This window comes from Sorangium sp. So ce381 (assembly GCF_051473845.1).
Taxonomy (GTDB): domain Bacteria; phylum Myxococcota_A; class Polyangia; order Polyangiales; family Polyangiaceae; genus Sorangium; species Sorangium atrum.
The window spans coordinates 8,859,344-8,875,309 of record NZ_CP150336.1; the positions used below are offsets into that span (position 1 = coordinate 8,859,344).

General features: G+C 73.5%; 13 protein-coding genes and 1 tRNA gene. 7 read left to right on the forward strand and 7 right to left on the reverse strand.

All coding sequences use genetic code 11. The features are described 5' to 3' along the window. The first annotated feature begins 21 nt into the window (after positions 1-21). Positions 22-1,182, forward strand: a complete 1,161-nt coding sequence (locus WMF29_RS33035) for a sensor histidine kinase (RefSeq protein WP_437324099.1) — start codon at positions 22-24, stop codon at positions 1,180-1,182. 27 nt (positions 1,183-1,209) lie between these two features. On the opposite strand, the gene WMF29_RS33040 is transcribed toward WMF29_RS33035, so the two are convergent. The 4 genes from WMF29_RS33040 to WMF29_RS33055 form a co-directional block, all read right to left on the reverse strand. Then, complete coding sequence (locus WMF29_RS33040) at positions 1,210-1,908, reverse strand: DUF4230 domain-containing protein (protein WP_437324100.1); 699 nt, start codon at positions 1,906-1,908, stop codon at positions 1,210-1,212. A gap of 177 nt (positions 1,909-2,085) precedes the next feature. After that, a complete protein-coding gene (locus WMF29_RS33045; protein ID WP_437324101.1) occupies positions 2,086-3,402 on the reverse strand; it encodes a hypothetical protein in 1,317 nt (438 codons plus the stop codon). Positions 3,403-3,523: 121 nt separating this feature from the next. After that, positions 3,524-5,854: a transglycosylase SLT domain-containing protein gene (locus WMF29_RS33050; RefSeq protein WP_437324102.1), complete on the reverse strand. Its 2,331-nt coding sequence runs from the start codon at positions 5,852-5,854 to the stop codon at positions 3,524-3,526. Between the two features lie 121 nt (positions 5,855-5,975). Then, positions 5,976-6,962, reverse strand: coding sequence for a hypothetical protein (locus WMF29_RS33055; RefSeq protein ID WP_437324103.1), 987 nt, complete (start codon positions 6,960-6,962; stop codon positions 5,976-5,978). Between the two features lie 187 nt (positions 6,963-7,149). Between WMF29_RS33055 and WMF29_RS33060 the strand changes: the two genes are divergently transcribed. Then, complete coding sequence (locus WMF29_RS33060) at positions 7,150-8,238, forward strand: hypothetical protein (protein ID WP_437324104.1); 1,089 nt, start codon at positions 7,150-7,152, stop codon at positions 8,236-8,238. A gap of 82 nt (positions 8,239-8,320) precedes the next feature. On the opposite strand, the gene WMF29_RS33065 is transcribed toward WMF29_RS33060, so the two are convergent. Beyond that, a complete protein-coding gene (locus WMF29_RS33065; RefSeq protein ID WP_437324105.1) occupies positions 8,321-9,769 on the reverse strand; it encodes an MXAN_5187 C-terminal domain-containing protein in 1,449 nt (482 codons plus the stop codon). Positions 9,770-9,850: 81 nt separating this feature from the next. On the opposite strand from WMF29_RS33065, the gene WMF29_RS33070 reads away from it, so the two are divergent. The 3 genes from WMF29_RS33070 to WMF29_RS33080 all read left to right on the forward strand — a co-directional run bounded on the left by WMF29_RS33070 (position 9,851) and on the right by WMF29_RS33080 (position 13,347). Continuing rightward, positions 9,851-10,951, forward strand: coding sequence for a histone deacetylase family protein (locus WMF29_RS33070; RefSeq protein ID WP_437324106.1), 1,101 nt, complete (start codon positions 9,851-9,853; stop codon positions 10,949-10,951). Positions 10,952-11,234: 283 nt separating this feature from the next. Beyond that, positions 11,235-11,310: transfer RNA gene (locus tag WMF29_RS33075), tRNA-His, on the forward strand. A gap of 654 nt (positions 11,311-11,964) precedes the next feature. After that, positions 11,965-13,347 carry a hypothetical protein gene (locus WMF29_RS33080; RefSeq protein WP_437324107.1) on the forward strand — a complete coding sequence of 461 codons (1,383 nt, stop codon included), beginning with the start codon at positions 11,965-11,967 and terminating at the stop codon, positions 13,345-13,347. Between the two features lie 78 nt (positions 13,348-13,425). Here the strand turns inward: WMF29_RS33080 and WMF29_RS33085 are convergent, their stop codons facing one another. Continuing rightward, positions 13,426-13,707 carry a hypothetical protein gene (locus WMF29_RS33085; protein WP_437324108.1) on the reverse strand — a complete coding sequence of 94 codons (282 nt, stop codon included), beginning with the start codon at positions 13,705-13,707 and terminating at the stop codon, positions 13,426-13,428. A 363-nt stretch (positions 13,708-14,070) separates the two neighbouring features. On the opposite strand from WMF29_RS33085, the gene WMF29_RS33090 reads away from it, so the two are divergent. After that, positions 14,071-14,574, forward strand: coding sequence for a response regulator (locus WMF29_RS33090; protein WP_437324109.1), 504 nt, complete (start codon positions 14,071-14,073; stop codon positions 14,572-14,574). A gap of 155 nt (positions 14,575-14,729) precedes the next feature. Next, complete coding sequence (locus WMF29_RS33095; protein WP_437324110.1) at positions 14,730-15,164, forward strand: YqaA family protein; 435 nt, start codon at positions 14,730-14,732, stop codon at positions 15,162-15,164. Between the two features lie 17 nt (positions 15,165-15,181). Here WMF29_RS33095 and WMF29_RS33100 read toward each other — a convergent pair whose 3' ends face one another. Further along, the gene (locus tag WMF29_RS33100; RefSeq protein WP_437324111.1) at positions 15,182-15,898 is read right to left on the reverse strand and encodes a hypothetical protein; all 717 of its coding nucleotides are present in this window, start codon (positions 15,896-15,898) and stop codon (positions 15,182-15,184) included. Positions 15,899-15,966: the final 68 nt, after the last annotated feature.

The following is a 15,966-nucleotide window of genomic DNA, read 5'->3' on the forward strand; positions in this document are numbered from 1 at the left end:
TGGTCAAGTTCAGCGCCAATCATGAGCTCTTTGCCAAAGCGCACCTCGAGCTCGCTTGCCGTACGCTACGGCACGGCCCTGATCTCCGGCGCGCTCGCGCTTCTCCTTGCCATCCAGGTGCCCCCGGTGTGGGCCTTGAAGCTCCCGCTCGTCTTGTTCTACGGGATGCTGATCATCACCAGCGCCTGGATCGGCGGGCTCTGGCCGGGGCTCCTCTCCACGGTGCTCTGCATCGTGGGAGCCGTCTACTGGATCGAGCCCTATGGAGCGTTGCAGGTCAGCCATCCCGCTGACGTCATCGGCCTGGTCCTGTTCCTCTTGATCGGCGCGACGCTCAGCGCGTTCGGCGAGGGCGTGGCGCGGGCGATGCGGATCGAGCGCGCCTCGCGCGAGCTGGCCGAGAACGCCGCGGCAGCGGAGCGCTCCGCTGCGCAGGTCAGAGAGCACACGCTCGCGATGGTCGCCCACGATCTTCGGGATCCGCTCGCCGTCATCGACCTGAACGCCGGGCTGATCGCGCGGGCCTCGACCGGAGGAGCGGGCGTCGAGATCTCGCGGCGTGCGGCCGTCGTTCACCGGACCGTGCAGCGGATGAACCGCCTCCTCCGCAGCCTGCTCGACACGGCCATGATCGACTCCGGAGCGCTCGCGCTCGACCTCGCGCCCGAGTCCCCCGCGGCGTTGCTCGCCGAGGTGATCGAGACACACGCCGATGAAGCAGAGGCGAAGCAGATCCAGATGCGCACCGAGGCTCCGGCGGGGCTCCCCCCCGTGCTCTGTGACCGCGATCGGATCCTCCAGGTGCTCACCAACCTCACCGTCAACGCGCTGAAGTTCACGCCGCCCGGCGGGACGATCACCCTGCGCGCCGGCGTGTCAGGCCGCTTCGTGCGGTTCAGCGTGACCGACACGGGGCCCGGGATCGACGCCGACATGCTGCCCCGGATCTTCGAGCGCTACTTCGGCGAGCGACGCAAGCAGAACGGCGGGCTCGGCCTCGGCCTCTTCATCGCGAAGGCGATCGTGGAGTCGCACCACGGCGCCATCAAGGTCGAGAGCAGCGTCGGAGAGGGCTCCTCCTTCGCGTTCACGGTGCCCCTCGTCCACCAGGCCTGCGCCACGGATCAAGGCCTCGGCGCAGGCTCGATCACCACGAGCGCGAACCGCTCTCCCGCGGCGTGACGGCCCGAGACGTGCGCCCGCCCCGCGTCAGCCCCCGCCGCCGCCGACCTCGCGCCAGCGGATCTCCACCCGCTTCGCGCCGAGCTGCGTCGCGAGCGCCGTGATCTGCCGCTCGGCCTGCGCCTTCGCGCGCGCCATCACGTTCCCCTCGAGCGCGGCCTTCTCGATCGCCGCCGTCGCCTCCTTCCGGGCCCGCGCCTCGAGCTGCTCGTTGCGCCGCGCGAGCAGGCTGGTCGACCGCGTGTAGACGTACGTCTCGTCCTCGTCGAGGCGGGTCGAGAAGACCTCGGGCGCCGGCAGCGTGAGCCGCGCGACCCCGGTCTCCGGATCCATCGCGACGTCGCCCTCGCCGATCCGCGCGAGATCGACGCCGATAGTGACGTGGCCGACCGCGACGAGCAGGAGGGCGTCGGTGGCCTGCACCAGGCCGAACAGGCGGCTCTGCCGGTCGGCCAGATCCACGACCTTCTCGACGTGCACCTCCGTGGTCTCGAGCCGCGACAGGTCGCGGATCGCGATGACGAGCGCAGGGGACGGCCGCGCGACCACGCCGCTCGAGGGCGCCGGAGCGCCGAGGCGCGGCGCCACCACGAGCGCGCCGAACCCGACCGACGCGAAGAGCGCCACGACGAGCAGCGCGATCCGCGCGGCGCGGCCCGCCTGCGCGCGGGGGCGCGGGGGGTGAACTGCGACCGAAGCGTAGGGGTCCTGGAGCGGGCCTTCCATCGGGGGTCTACCTGGGAGGACCACGGGCGCGCAGCAGGCGCCCGCGGCAGCTCGGCTGGACACCGACCCGAGGAGCCGCGCGTCCTCTGGAGAGAGTACCGAGAACTCGAAGGCCGGAGGGCGAGAAGAATCGATCAGCCCGCCCGCGCGGCGACCGCTAGGACGCTGCGAGCAGCCTCACGCGGCCCGCGCCGGGGACCGCGGCGGCGCCGCCGCCTGCTCCGCCCCCGAGGACGAGAGCGCCTGCTCGAGCATCCAGTCGTCGACGTCGCCCTCGGCCGCATGCTCCAGGGCGAGCCGCACGTCTCGGTTGGCGCAGCCCTCGGCCGCGATCCGGAGCCGCTCCTCGGTCTGGCCGTCGCGCGAGCCCGCGAGCGCGAGCGCGGCCCCGATGCGGAGCTCGGCCGGCGCGCCGCCGTCCTCGAGCACCGTGAACGCCTGCTCCCGCGTGAGCTTCGCCGTCCGGTAGTCGGCGCCGGCCTCGCCCACGAGGCGGCGCAGCGCCGCCCGCCAGGCGGGCGCAGGCAGGCCGCGGCGCCCGAGGAGCGCCACCGCGCGCCCCGCCTCGTGGGCGCCGCGCCCGCTCCGCTCCCGCAGCAGCGCGAGCAGGTGCTCGCGGCGCCGCTCCGCGAGCACCATGCTGAGCCCGGTCTCGCTGGGATCGCGCAGCAGCTGCGGCGGCACGAGGGTGAGCGAGAGCTCCTCGCCCCCCGCGAGCGCGAGCTGCACGCCGAGTGCCGTCTCCTCGACCCGCTCGATGCTGCCGAAGGAGATGAAGCGCTCGCCGGCGTCGTCCCGCAGCGAGAGCCCGTCGCTGCCCGCCACCAGCACGCGGCGCGCGGAGCCCTCCCTGAGCAGCGCCGCGAGCACCCACGCCGAGGCGCCCGTGACGACGCCGAGCGAGAGCGCCACGTCGAAGTCGAGCACCGACCAGCAGATCAGCGACATGAGCGCCGCGACCCCGACGAACAGGCCGCGCCGCGGCAGCGACGGCGCGTCTTCATAGAGCCGCGCGCTCCACGTGCCCCGCGCTCGCCCGGCGGCGATCACGCCGAGCAGCCGCTCCGCGTCGACCGGGTCGTCGACGCGCACCCGGATGACGTCGCCGTCGTCGGTCTTCAAGGCGACCTCGCCGCCGGAGCTCGAGAGCCGCGCGCGCGTGAGCGAGAGGAGAGGGAACGAGCGCCGATCGCCAGGGCGCTCGATCCACAGCGCGTTGCTCACCCGGACGACCGCCGCGCCGGACGAGCCCACCGCCGCCCAGAGCCAGGCGATCGGCGTGTAGAGCAGGCACGCGAGGCAGAGCAGCGCGAGCAACGACCCGAGCAGCGCGAACGGCACCATGACGGCCGCCACGATCGGGCCCGCGAGCGGCTCGACGAGCGACGCGACGGAGAAGACGACGAGGAGCCACGCCAGCGCCGACGAGAGAAGCCGGCCGATGGATCGAGCATCGGCGTAGGGCTGGATGAGGACCCCACACCGCTTGAACACGCCGTCACTGCCAGCGGTCCCAGCCACCCCACCACGGTGAAGGCACCCGCCTGCGAGTTCAAGCGCACAGCGTAATTTCAACGCAGGAGGAATCCCTGCGCTGCCGTCCCGGCGATTGCGCTCAGTACGCGTCCGCCGGGGCGCGCGCGTCCGCGGGGAGCGTGAGCGGGAGCATCTCCACGGCCGCGTCCCCGCCGGCGAGCCACTGATACCGCGCCAGGTTCGAGAGGACGCGACCCACGTAGGTGCGCGTCTCGTCGTAGGGAATGCGCGCCACCCACACGTCGGTGTCCCGGTCGATGCCCCCGTCGAGCCAGTGCGACACGGCCTTCGGACCGGCGTTGTACGCCGCCGCCGCGAGCGGCAGGCTGCCCTCGAACGTCCGGAGCAGCTTGCCGATGTAGAAGCCGCCGAGGCGCAGGTTGAGCGGCGCGCTCTTGAGCTGCCCGAGGTCGAAGCCGAGCGAGAGCTCGCCCGCCGCCTTCTCGGCCGTCGACGGCATGAGCTGCATCAGCCCGACCGCGCTCGCGGGGCTCACCACGACAGGATCGAACGCGCTCTCCTGGCGCATCAGCGCGTGAACGAGGCCCCTCGGCAGCCCGTGCTGCGCCTCGAGCGCGCGCACCTCGCCGGCGTACGGCTCCGGATAGACGCACTCCCACGCCCAGCGTTCGGCCTGAGAGGGCGCGCGCTGGAGCGCCGCCGCGGAGACCGCCTGCGTGCCCACGCGGTAGCGGCGCTTCGCGGGCGAGAGCATGCCGTACATCCGGCAGAGCGCCTCGCTCTCCTGCCCCGCATAGGCCGCCGTCGCCTCTCGCTCGTTCTCGGCGAGGTAGCTCTCCGCGTCGCCGTCGAGCCCCATCGACGCGAGCAGCGCCGCGGCCGGCGGCAGCTTCACCTCCACCGCCCGGGCGTCCCCGAGGGACGCCGGGACGAGCAGCGGCGGCATGGGCGCGCCCACCGCCGCGAGGCGCGAGCGCGAGAGCAGCGCGCCCCACGAGAGCGGCTGCTCCCGCATCACCTGCGTCCAGAGCCGCACCGCGCCGTCACGGTCGCCTCCGCGCAGCGCCGCGAGCCCGGCGAGCTCGCGCAGCCGCGCCGCGTCGGCCGGCCTCGCGTCCCGCGCGAGCTGCTCCAGCGGCCGCCGCACGCGCGCGGCGCCGCCCGTCGACAGCGTCGCGAGCGCCCGCTCGTAGGCCGCGTCGTCGCGCCGATCGCTCCGCGGATAGACCTCGAGGAACCGGCCGTACTGCGCGGCGGCCTCCGCGTAGCGCCCGACCTGCATGAGGAGCCGCGCGGCGAGCAGGCTCGAGAGCTCCCCCCAGCGGGTCTTCCGGAACCTGCGCGCGACGGCGAGGTGCCGCTCGATCGCCTCCGCCTCGCGCCGGAGCCGCGAGAGCGAGCGCGCCGCGAGGTGCAGCTGCTCCGCCTGGCGCGCCGACGGCGAGGCGGCGACCTTGAGGAACGCCGCGGCCGCGGCCTCGTAGTCGCGCGCCTGGTAGAGCGCCGTGGCCCTGCGGTGGTGGAGCTCCGACGCCGGCACGCCCGACATCTTGTCGAGCTCGGCGATCGCCTCCGCCGCGCTGCCCCCGGCGACCATGGCGTCGACCTTCTGGAGCCGCTCCTCCTGCGAGAGCTGCCCCGGCAAGGCGGCGAGGAGCGCCGCGGCGTCGCGCCCGTCGGGCGACGACGGCGCGCTCTTCACGATCCACCGGAGGTCGGCGTGCGCGAGGGCCGCCGCGGCGGACTTCTCCCCCGGGCGCTCGGCGGCGTCGCGCACGCCGAGCAGGACGCGCGCCCGCGCCATCCGCGCCGCTGCCTCGTCGCGCGACCTGCGCGCGCGCTGCGCCGCGGCCACGGCCCGATCGGCGAGCGCGCGAGCCTGCTTGAGATCGCCGCCCTTCATGGTGGCGAGCGCGGCGCGCGCGAGGCCGGGCGCGCTGCCCGAGCGCTCGAAGTACGCCGCCGCCACGTGGAACGGCCCCGCGACGAACGCCGCCTCCGCCCGGTAGCGCGCCACCTCGCGGGCGAGGAGCGGCAGCTCCTGCTCCAGGCCGTGGAGCAGCTCCACCGCCTTGCCGTGATCCCCGAGCTCGAACGCGACGCGCGCCCGCGCGTACTTCATCGAGGGCAGCGCGCGCTGCTCCATGGGCAGGGCGTCGAGCCGCTCCGCCGCCTCGGCCCAGCGCTCGAGCCGCACCGACTCGACCCAGGCGCCGTCCACCATGGGCGGCGCGGGCGACGCGAGGGCGAGGCCCGCGGGCGGCGCGAGGGCGAGACCCACGGGCGGCGCGGCGGACGGCGCGGCGCGCGCGGTGCTCTGCGACGGGGGCGGCCCTGCCGCGTGGTGCTCCGCGCACGCGGCGAGCGAGAGGCCGAGGACCCACGCGGCGGCCAGGCGGCGGCGCGCTCCCCCTGAAGACGGCTTCGGTGGCGACGGAGCCCGTTTCATAGCCGACCCGGCGCGGTGGACGACCCGCCGGCAGCGCGCCGTGAGGACGGAGCCCCGCGGGACGACGGCCTCCGCGCGCAGGCCGCTCGAACCGCAGCGCACGCGCTGCCGACCCCTCTAGCTAGCAAGCTTGGGCCCGGGGTCGCAAACAAAGTGTCGGGGCCGACGCGATCCACCGCTTCCCGATCTCCACATCCTCCTCGAACAGGAAGGCCGCGACCTCGTCGAGCGAGCCGGCGCGGTTCGGCGGCGCCCCCAGACGGAGCGCGGCGGCCTTGCCGAACGCGGCGACCACCGGGTGCGGCGAGCTCGCGAGCCGCAGGAGCTCGGGCACGAGCTCCACCGCCCCGAACGCGCCGGCGACGACCGCCGCCAGCGGCCGAGGATCCGCGGGGCAATCGTGGCTCCACGACAGCGCGGAGCGCAGCGCCGCGACCGTCTCGGGCGCCGCGGCGCGCGCCGCCGCCGCCGTGCGGTAGCCGCCCCCCGGCAGCGCGAGCTGCGCGTCGCCGCGGCTCGTCGCGCAGATGCCGTCCGCCGCCTGCAGCAGCGCCGCGGCGATCGGCTCGGTCACGCCGTCGCCCAGCACCGTCAGCCCCGCGAGGTCGGCGGCGACGGGCCGCGACGCCTCTTGCGCATACCCCTCGAGGTTGGCGAGGAGCCGCTCCAGGTCCACCGCGCCCGCGGCGCGGCCCGCCAGCACGTCGCGCTCGGTGTGCACCGTCACGAGGCTCGACACGATGGCCGGCGTCCCGCCGCGCATCGTGTGCGACACGTCCACGCTCACCCGCTGGACGGCGGGCCACCGCAGCACCCGCGGCTCCGTGTCCGGGTCGACGACGATCCCCCAGGGCACGACGGCCATCGTCACCTCGCGCGCGCCGCGCTGGATCGGGGGGCGGTGCTCGGCGCGGACCAGCGCGAGCAGCCCGAGCGCGCTCCCCATCGCGATGAGCCCCAGCGAGAGCGCGTGGCCCCCGGCGCTCCAGACGGCCGCGGAGGCGCCCGCGAGCCCCGCGGTCCCGGCCGCGGCGAGCGCGCCGGTCGAGCCGGGCTCCGGGTGGAGCCACACGTAGCGGAAATCCGGCGGAGGCAGCTTGCGCAGCACGGTGACGACCCCGGACGACGAATCTAGGCTGCGGCGCCCCCGCGCGCCACCGGGTGGGCGGGGGCGCCCGCGCGCACCCGAGGCATGCCACGGCGCGTCGGAGGCGCTCGCCGCGCCGTCGACGTCCGCGCGCGCCACGCCGACGGCGGCGTTCCACGCGCGCTGCGCGGTGGTAGCTTCGCGGGCGGTGCTGCTCTCCCGCGTCCGCCTCGTCCATGTCGGCCCGTTCGAGGATCTCTCGCTCTCGCTCGAGGACGCCGCCGGCGCGCCGCGCCGGCTCGTGGTCCTCTTCGGCGGCGACGGCGTGGGCAAGACCTCGATCCTGTCCGCGATCGCCTCGACCCGGCCCGGGTACGCGGTCGCGCAGCCGAGGCCGCGCGGAGACGACGGCGCGCAGCCGCTCGTGGTCGCCGACTGGATGCTCGGCACGGACGACCCGGCGCGCGCGCACCCGCTGCGGGTCACGAGCCCGAACGCGCGCCTCGACGAGCCCGAGGACGCGGCGATCTTGCGGCGGAGGGAGCAGTCGCTGTTCGAGCGGCGCGCGGCCGAGGGGGGCTTCGTCCTCGTCGCGCTCTCGGGAGCGCGCTGGTTCTCCCGCAGCGCGATCGTGCTGACGACGCCCGAGCGCAGCGTCCTCCGCTACGACGTCCGCGCGGCCGCGAGCTTCGACGACGCGACGCGCACCGACCTCGCCCGCGAGACGAAGCAGGTGCTCTCGTTCGTCCCGATCGCGGCGGCGATCGCGCGCGACGGCCGGAAGAGCCGGCCCGAGGCCCTCTCGGACGCCTGGCCGGGCGCCCAGGCAGCGCGGCTCGGCGCGCTCGATCGCGCGCTCAAGGAGGTGCTCGAGGCGCTGCTCGAGGGCCACGGCGTGACGTACGCCGGCGTCGATCCGCTCCGGCTCGAGCCGATCTTCGAGCGCGCGGACGGCCAGCGCGTCGACTTCGACGATCTCGGGCGGAGCGCGCGGCACACCGTCGCGTTCGGCGCGCTCGCGCTCCGCGCGCTCGCGTCCGCGCACCCGAGCGGCGATCCGCGCCTCGCCGAGGGCGTCGTGCTGATCGACGACATCGAGGCGCAGCAGCCGGTGCACCGCCAGCGATCGCTCGCCGCGCGCCTGCGCGCCGCGCTGCCCAACGTGCAGTGGATCGTCACGACCTCATCGCCGGCGATCGCCCTGGGCTGCGAGCTCGCCGACGTGATCGCGCTCCGCCGCGAGCCCTCGTCGGGGCGCGTCGAGCTGCACGAGGGCCCGGACGCCGTGCTGCACTGAGCCGCGCGGCGCGGCGCGCCTCCGGGCCGCGGGCGGCGCCGCGCCTCGCTGCGCGCGCTCCCAGGCTGCTGCGCCGCGCGCGTCAGGCGAGCGGCACGGCGAGGAGCACGATCTCCTTGCCGCGCACCTCGACCTTGTAGCGCATGGGCTTTCCGTGCTTCCGCCCGAGCTCCTGCTCGCTCGCCTTGAGGCGGGCGACGAACGCGTCGCGGGTGATGTGGTCCACCGGATCGCCGAGCGACTTCTTCGCGGCGATGTACTCGCCGAAGATGCGCGCGTAGTAGGCGTCCTCCGGCTCCTCCAGGAGCGCCTTGGCGTCGGCCGGGATCTCCTCCACGGACAGCGCGGCCATCCGCTCGTCGACCTCGAGGGCGTCCCGGAAGGACGCCGACGTCGGCGCGCGCGACGGGCGCCCCTCGGCGTCGGTCTCGTCCTCCTGCACCCCGAGCAGCTGGTTCAGGAGCGAGTTCAGGCGGAACACGAGCCCACCGAGCTCGGCGTGCTCGATCTGGAACCGGAGGTCGGTCCGGCCGTTCATGATCGCGAGCAGGCCGTCCTCGATCTCGGAGACCGGCTGCGAGATGTACGCGTCCAGGAAATACCCGGCGATCACGACGAGCACGAGCCCGAGCGCGGCGACGCCGAGCAGCGGCCAGAGCAGCGCGCTCGCGAGCCCCGGCGTCCTGAGCTGCGCGATGCTGAGGAGCACCGCGCGCCGCCCGTCGCCGTAGCCGTCGAGCGCGTGCCCGACGGCGCTGTACTCGCCGGCCAGCCCGCCGATGTCGACCGTCTGCCCGGAGCTCAGCGCCTTCAGGGCGCCGTCCTTCGCCGGCGACGCCGTGAGCGCCGCGACCAGCTGCGGGGAGGCGTCGCGCGATTTCGCCACCACGTCGAGGCCGTCGCCCGACTGCGTCGCGACGACGAGGACGCGCCCGCTCGTGCGCTCGCTCGCGTTGGTCAGCCGCTCGTCGTTCAGCGCGGTGCCCACCGCAACGGCGCCGATGATCTGCCCGGCGTCGCTGCGGATGGGCGCGTAGGACGCGAGCAGCTGCTCGTTGCGCGCCCGGCTCACCCACACGTCCGAGCCGGTCACCCCCTGCTCGATGGCGAGCTTCAGCGACGGGTAGACGGCGCCGAGGTTGTCTCCGCGCATGAGCGCGGAGGCGTTCCGCCCGAGCACCACGCCCTTCGTGTCCACCAGGACCACGAGGGAGGGCGGGGTCCTGGCGAGCTCGGGCGAGGCGGCGACCGCCTCCCGGATGGCGTTGGCGGCGCTGGTGGCCGCCTCGGCGCGGGCCGGGGCGGTGCCGGCGTTGAACGGCTCGCGCAGCTTCGGGTCGCTCGCGTGGGAGTCGAGCCACCGCTCCAGCACGAGGCCGTCCACCTGGAGCTGCGCCATGGCGGCCGCGAGCGCGCGCGGCGCCTCGCCGGGGCGCCCGATCTCCGCGAGGGAGGCGCGCGTGAGGGCGTAAAAAAGCCCTCCGACCATGAGGACAATCACGGCGAAGACTGCGATGATCTTTCCGCGCATCCTGCGTCTCCACTCCTTCTTTCCGGGGCTCAGGGCAAGCTACCATCCGCTGCGGCGCTGCTACAACTCTCCACCCAGCTCATGGTGCACTTGAATCAGCCGCACTCCGAAGCCCCGCGCCTCTACGTCGTCGACGACGCGCTGTTCGAGCAACATCGCTCGCGAGGCGCGCACCCGGAGCGCCCGGAGCGCCTCGAGGCCGCCCGCCGCGCCATCGAGCGCTGCGCCGCGGCCGGCCTCTCGCTGGAGCACGTGGCGTCGCGCGACGCCACCGAGGAAGAGCTCGCCCGGGTGCACGCCCCGCGGTACCTGGAGTCGCTCGGCCGGCTCAGCGGCCACTTTGCGGCGCTCGACCCCGACACGTACGTGGTCCCGCGCTCGGTCGAGGCGGCGAGGCGCGGCGCGGGCGCCGCGGTGGCGCTGGTCGACGCGGTGCTCGCCGGCCCCGGCCGGCTCGGGGTCGCGCTGCTCCGTCCGCCTGGCCACCACGCCACGCGGGACGCCGGCATGGGCTTCTGTCTCCTGAACAACGTCGCCGTGGCGGCGCAGGCGGCGCTGAGCAGCGGGCTCTCGCGGGTGGCGGTCGTCGACTTCGACGTGCACCACGGCAACGGCACGCAGGACATCTTCTGGGACGATCCGCGGGTGCTGTTCTGCTCGCTGCACCAGTGGCCGTTCTATCCCGGCACCGGCGCCGCCAACGAGCTCGGCGGAGGCGAAGGCACCGGTTACACGGTGAACGTGCCGCTGTCCGACGGCGCGACGGACGCGGTCTACGAGGCTGCGTTCGACGAGCTCCTCCTTCCGGTGCTCGACGAGTATGCGCCCGAGCTGATCCTGGTCTCGGCGGGGTTCGACGCGCACGAGCGCGATCCGATGGCGGCGATGAAGCTGTCGCGCGCCGCGTACGCGGCGATGGGCCGCCGGCTCGCGGCGATGGCGACCGCGAAGGCGGGCGGGCGGCTCGCCATCTTCCTGGAGGGCGGCTACGACCTGACCGCGCTCGAGAGCTCGCTCGCGGCGGCGCTGCTCGCGGCGTCCGGCCGCGAGGCAGCAGACGACCCGGCTGGAGGGTCGGTACCGCCGGCGCATCCCGCGCAGCGCGCGCCGATCTCGACCCGCCACCGCGCGGACCTGGACCGGGCCCGCCGGGCCGCGCTGCGCCGGTGGACGACGCTCTGAGCGAGGCGACCGGCGCGCGCCGGGGAACCGGGGCCGAGGCGTGAGCCGGGCCGAGGGGGGCGCCGGCGGGCCGCCGTCCCGCGGGGGTCCCCTGCTGGAGGAGTGGAGGAGGCCGGCGCCTCCTTGGGGGTCAGGGCGGGAAGCCGGGGCGAGGGGCTCGAAAGGTGGCCGGATCCAGGGGTGGGGGCTCGAAGAGCGACACGCGGTGCGTTTCCGTGATTGCACTCTGCGCGGAGCTGAGTATTCTGCCAGGCCTTCGCAGCCCAACGGGCCGCGAAGAACGGTGGGTATAGCTCAGTTGGTAGAGCACTGGATTGTGGCTCCAGTTGTCGCGGGTTCGATTCCCGTTACTCACCCCAGGTAGAACAGGCCGAGGCCGCCCAGCAGCGGCAGCCTCGGGGCCTCGGCTGCGCGAGAGCACGAAGACCGAGCGGCAGGCACGCTGATTCGTGCCCGCTGTGCTCCGTGCCGGAGCTCCACGAGTTCGACCGCGACGCCTCGATCGGGAGCGAGCGGCGACCGGCGCATCGCGAGAGATCGCGGCGACGACGATCGATCGCCTGACGCGCGCCGTGGCCTCGGGCCCCGAGCCCCGGCTCGACCCTGCCGAGCCGCCGCGCCCTTGTCCGCGGAAAGCGACGCGCGCTCTCCGCGCCCTTCCTTCTTCCATCCATCCATCCACGAACCGAAGGGCGTTCCCCTTGGCCGACGCCGCGCGAGCGCGACCCGATCCCGGTCCGAGGCCCGGCGCCGCCCGAGACCATCCATGAGCGCGCCCGCGCGCCACACCGCGAGCACGCTCGCACGCCATCACGAGCACGCTCGCTCACCACGTCATGGACGAGCTCGCACGGCGTCGAGAATCGCTCGTTTCGATAAGCGCTCTTCGCGCCCCGGAGACACCGATTCATGGATATCCACCCACCGTGGTGGGCCGATATCCATTCTCCAGGAGACAGCAAGTCTCATTTTTGTAACCAGCTCGCCACAATACCCGCGTAGCGTCGGCGCGCATGAAAACCACCCTCCCTGGGAGCCGCGCCTCGACGGCGCGCCTCATCTCCGCCGTGTTCATCGCGGTCAGCGCTCCTCAGCTCGCGGCGTGCGCCGTGGATTCGAGCGATGCTGCGGATCCTACCGAGTTGCCGGCCCCCGGCACCGTCGATATTGTCAGCCCTCTCACGCTCTCGGAGCGCGCTCGCGTGCCCGAGAAGGAGCCGGGGTTCGTCGCTGCAGTGCTCGAGGACCACGATCTCGTCATCACCCATGACGGCAGCATGGCGCCCTTCGCCGCGGGCGACGTGCTCGGCGGCACGCAGGGAGGCGGCTACCTCGCCCGCGTCGTGAGCGTGCGCACGATCGACGCGACGCGTGTGGCGCTCGCGACGACGCCCGCTCCTCTGACGGAGTTCATCACCGAGGGCCATTTCCACGTCCACTACGACGCGCGCGAGTACGCGCGCGCCATCGACGATCACGTCGCGCGCACCCGCGAGCTCGGCGTGGAGGACGACGAGCAGATCGCGAGCGCGGCGGAGGCCCTGAAGATCTCGTCCGGCGCCTCCATGAAGCTCCTCGAGCTCTCCTCGGCCTCGCTCCCGGCGTCGTGCGGGGTCACCGCGCACGGGGCGGCGGCGCTCGACGTCACGGCCGAGCTCTCGCCGGCGCTCGACCTCGAGGTCCATGTCGGCCCGAAGGGCAAGCTCAACCCGGTGCCGGAGCTGAAGCAGCTCCGCCTCGTCGCGTCGGGCCAGCTCGACGTGAGCGCCAGGCTCCAGGGCACCGGCACGGTCACGGGGACCTGCTCGGTCGACCTCCTGGAGCTCGCCGGGGGCGCCCTGAGCATACCGCTGCCGACGCTGACCTTCTGGGTGGGCCCGGTCCCCGTCATCGTCACGACGGACGTCGTGCCGAGAGCGAAGGCGGATCTGGGGCTGTCCTTCACGGCCGCCGAGGTGGACGCCCAGGTGCAGGCGACCGCCGAGATCGAGGCCGGGGTCGACTACCGGAACGGCAACTGGAGCACGATCTGGGAGCCGTCCGGCTCGGCCTCGGGCTCGGCCTCGATCGGAGCGCCCGGCCTGATCACGGCGTCCGGCAAGGTGAGCGCCGGCGCGGAGCTCCGGGCGCGCCTGTACGGCATCGTCGGGCCGAACGTCGGAGTCCAGGCGTACGCGCGCGTCACGGCGGAGACGGCGCCGCCCTACTGCTCGTACGACGCGCGGGTCGACGGCGGCGTGCGGGCCTACGCCGAGGCGGTGGCAGGCGTGTCGGTCGGCCCGCTGGATCTGACGCTCAAGCGCCTCGAGCTCGTCGATCTCGAGCTCCTGCACTTCGACGGACCGCGCGCCTCGGGCCCGCTCCGCGACGCGCCCGAGTGCGACGCGGAGCTCTGATCGCTCCGCCGCTCCTCGCGCCATCCGTCCGGGAGGCGAGGCGCCCCCGCCTCCCGCGCGCGGGCTAGGACGCCGCGTTCAAGGGTCCGCGCACGCGACGTAATCACAGGACGCCTCGTTCACGCACTCCTCGGTTCGCTCCACGAGGTCATTCCCCTCGAGGCCAAGGCACGCGGTCTCGCAGCTCGTCTTGCTCGGCGGCGGAGCGTCGTTCTCCTCCGCGCAGAGGATGCGGTGCTTGCAGAGCTCGCTGCATGCGTTCAGGATCTCTTCGTCTTTGCACCCTGCGGCCCCTGCGGCAAAGAGGCCGAGGACGGCGGCGATGACGGGCAAGATCGATCGGAGTTCTGCGTTCTTCATGGGCAGCTCACCTCGGTTGTGGAACGGCGACTCTCCCCGGTGGGCGACCCGCTGCCGACCGGCAGCCCGCGCCAGCGCACGAGAAGAAAGCGAGCGCGCGACCCGGCACGGTAGCAGCGCTTTGCAGGAGGCCAGCGCGCCTCACCATGAGGCCACGCCTCCGCGCAGAGCATAGACGAATCCCTGGCCGCCGCCCACCGCGCGACGGCACGCGAAACGCCGAAACGCGAACACCTCGGCCCCGCGCCGACGTCATCTCGGTTCCCGCTGCCGCACCCGCGCGCCCCGGCGCTGGCTCGATGCGCCGGGCGTGGTACATTGCGTCATCGCGGCTCCTGACGCGCCCTCCCCGATCGACGACGAATGCCCTCCAAGGAATCCGACACCCTGCTCGAAGCCGATCCAGCCGAGCGACCGGATCGCGAGACGCCCGACTCCACGCGGCTTCCTCTCGTGCTCCTGGTCGACGGGGACAGGAGCATCTGGCAGCCGCTCGGCGCCCTCCTCTCGAAGCGATATCGCCTCGTCGTATGCTCCTCGGCCGTGGACGGGGTCGCCGCCTTCACCGAGGACACGTGCGCGGTGATCGTCGATGTGCGGATGTCAGGGCAGGAGGGATTCTGGGTCTGCGACCAGATCCGCAAGGTGCAGCCCGAAGTGCCCGTCATCTTCTATTCGGCTCATCACGACGAGAAGGACTCGTTCGAGGTCATCAACGCGCACCGGCCCTTCGCCTATGTCGATAAAGACGGCGCCGAGGAGAAGCTCCTCGACGCCCTCGAGAAGGCGACGCGGATATTTCAAAGCACCCTCCGCAGCAGGCGGATCATCGAGCGGCTGCAGCGCCGCCGGCTGGAGGCGATCTGACGCCTCGGCAGGGCGAGCCGCGCCCGCGCGGCGATCGGCGAGATCTGTGGCGCACGCTGATCCAGCTGGCGCTGAGCCTGTCCGCGCTCTTCGCGGGGATCGCGCTCGCGGCGCACCTCGCGCGCGAACAGCTCGACGCGCTCGGCCGCGGGTTCGTGGACCGCTTCGGCCTCGCCGGGATGTTCGTCGGCACCTTCCTCGCCGATGCGTTCTCGTTCCCGATCCCGCCGCAATTCTACATGCTGACCGCGATCACGTCGGGGGGCTCGCAGGTCGCGCCCCTGATCGCCATCTCGGCCGCCTCGCTCGCCGGCGGCTGCACGGGTTACCGCCTCGCCGGCCGCATCGCGCGGCTCCGCCTCTTCGCGGCGCGCATCGAGCGGACGCGACTCAGGATAGACCGGCTCTTCGAACGTTACGGGTACTGGGCGATCGCGATCGGGAGCATCTCGCCGATCCCCTTCTCGATGCTCTGCTACCTGTCCGGGCTGTACCGGATCCCGCTGCGCTACTTCTTGACCATGGTGCTGTTCCGGGTGCCTCGGCTCCTCCTCTTCTACGCGCTCATCCGGGCGGGATGGAGCCAGTGAAGCCGGCGGCGTGAGCGCTACCTGGGGCTGTCCGTCTCCTCGGACGACGGGTTCACCCTGACGCGCTCCAGGATCTGGTCGACCATGCCGAGATCGATCCCGGAGCGCTCCACGACGTTCCTTGAGAACAGCCGAGTCGCCTCCTTCGCGAGCTCCTCGTCCGGGAGGAACGGCCGCGCGGGCGACCGCGGCGCCGGCAGGCCGATCTCCTTCTCGAGCTCGGAGATCGCCCGGATCATCTCCTGGTAGCAGGCGGAGGCGATCTGCACGGCGAACGGGAACACCTGGGCGTTGCCCCGGCCGGCGCGCACGGCGTGCAGCGTCGCGGCGGCCTGCTCGGCGAACTGGCGACTCCCGTACGCGTTGGCCATCTGCGCGTACATCGCGATGGACTCCTGGTCCGCCGCGAGGTCCTCCTCCTTCGTGCGCGGCGCTCCGGACGAAGGCACCGACGACCACCGGACGATCATCCGCGCGTAGTCGTCGAGCGCGCGCCGCTGGAGCGCCAGTCGCTCCAAGAGCGCTTCTCGCCGCTGTCTCTGGAGCTCCGCTCTCTCCTCGTGCTCGGCCCGCCGCTCCGCGCTGAGATCTGCCGATCTCCGCGCCAGGTAAGCGCCGATGAAGAGGGCGACGCCGTTGCTGACGGCGATGAAGAGCATCTCCAAGATCTTGGGATCCATGCCGGTGCCCACGACTTCTATCACGTTCGCGCTGAACGCAGTGATATGCCGCATGATGCGGAGAAAAGTTGGCCGCCGCCCTCCTCCCGTGCAGGTGCGCCGTCATCCCACAGGCGGCCGGG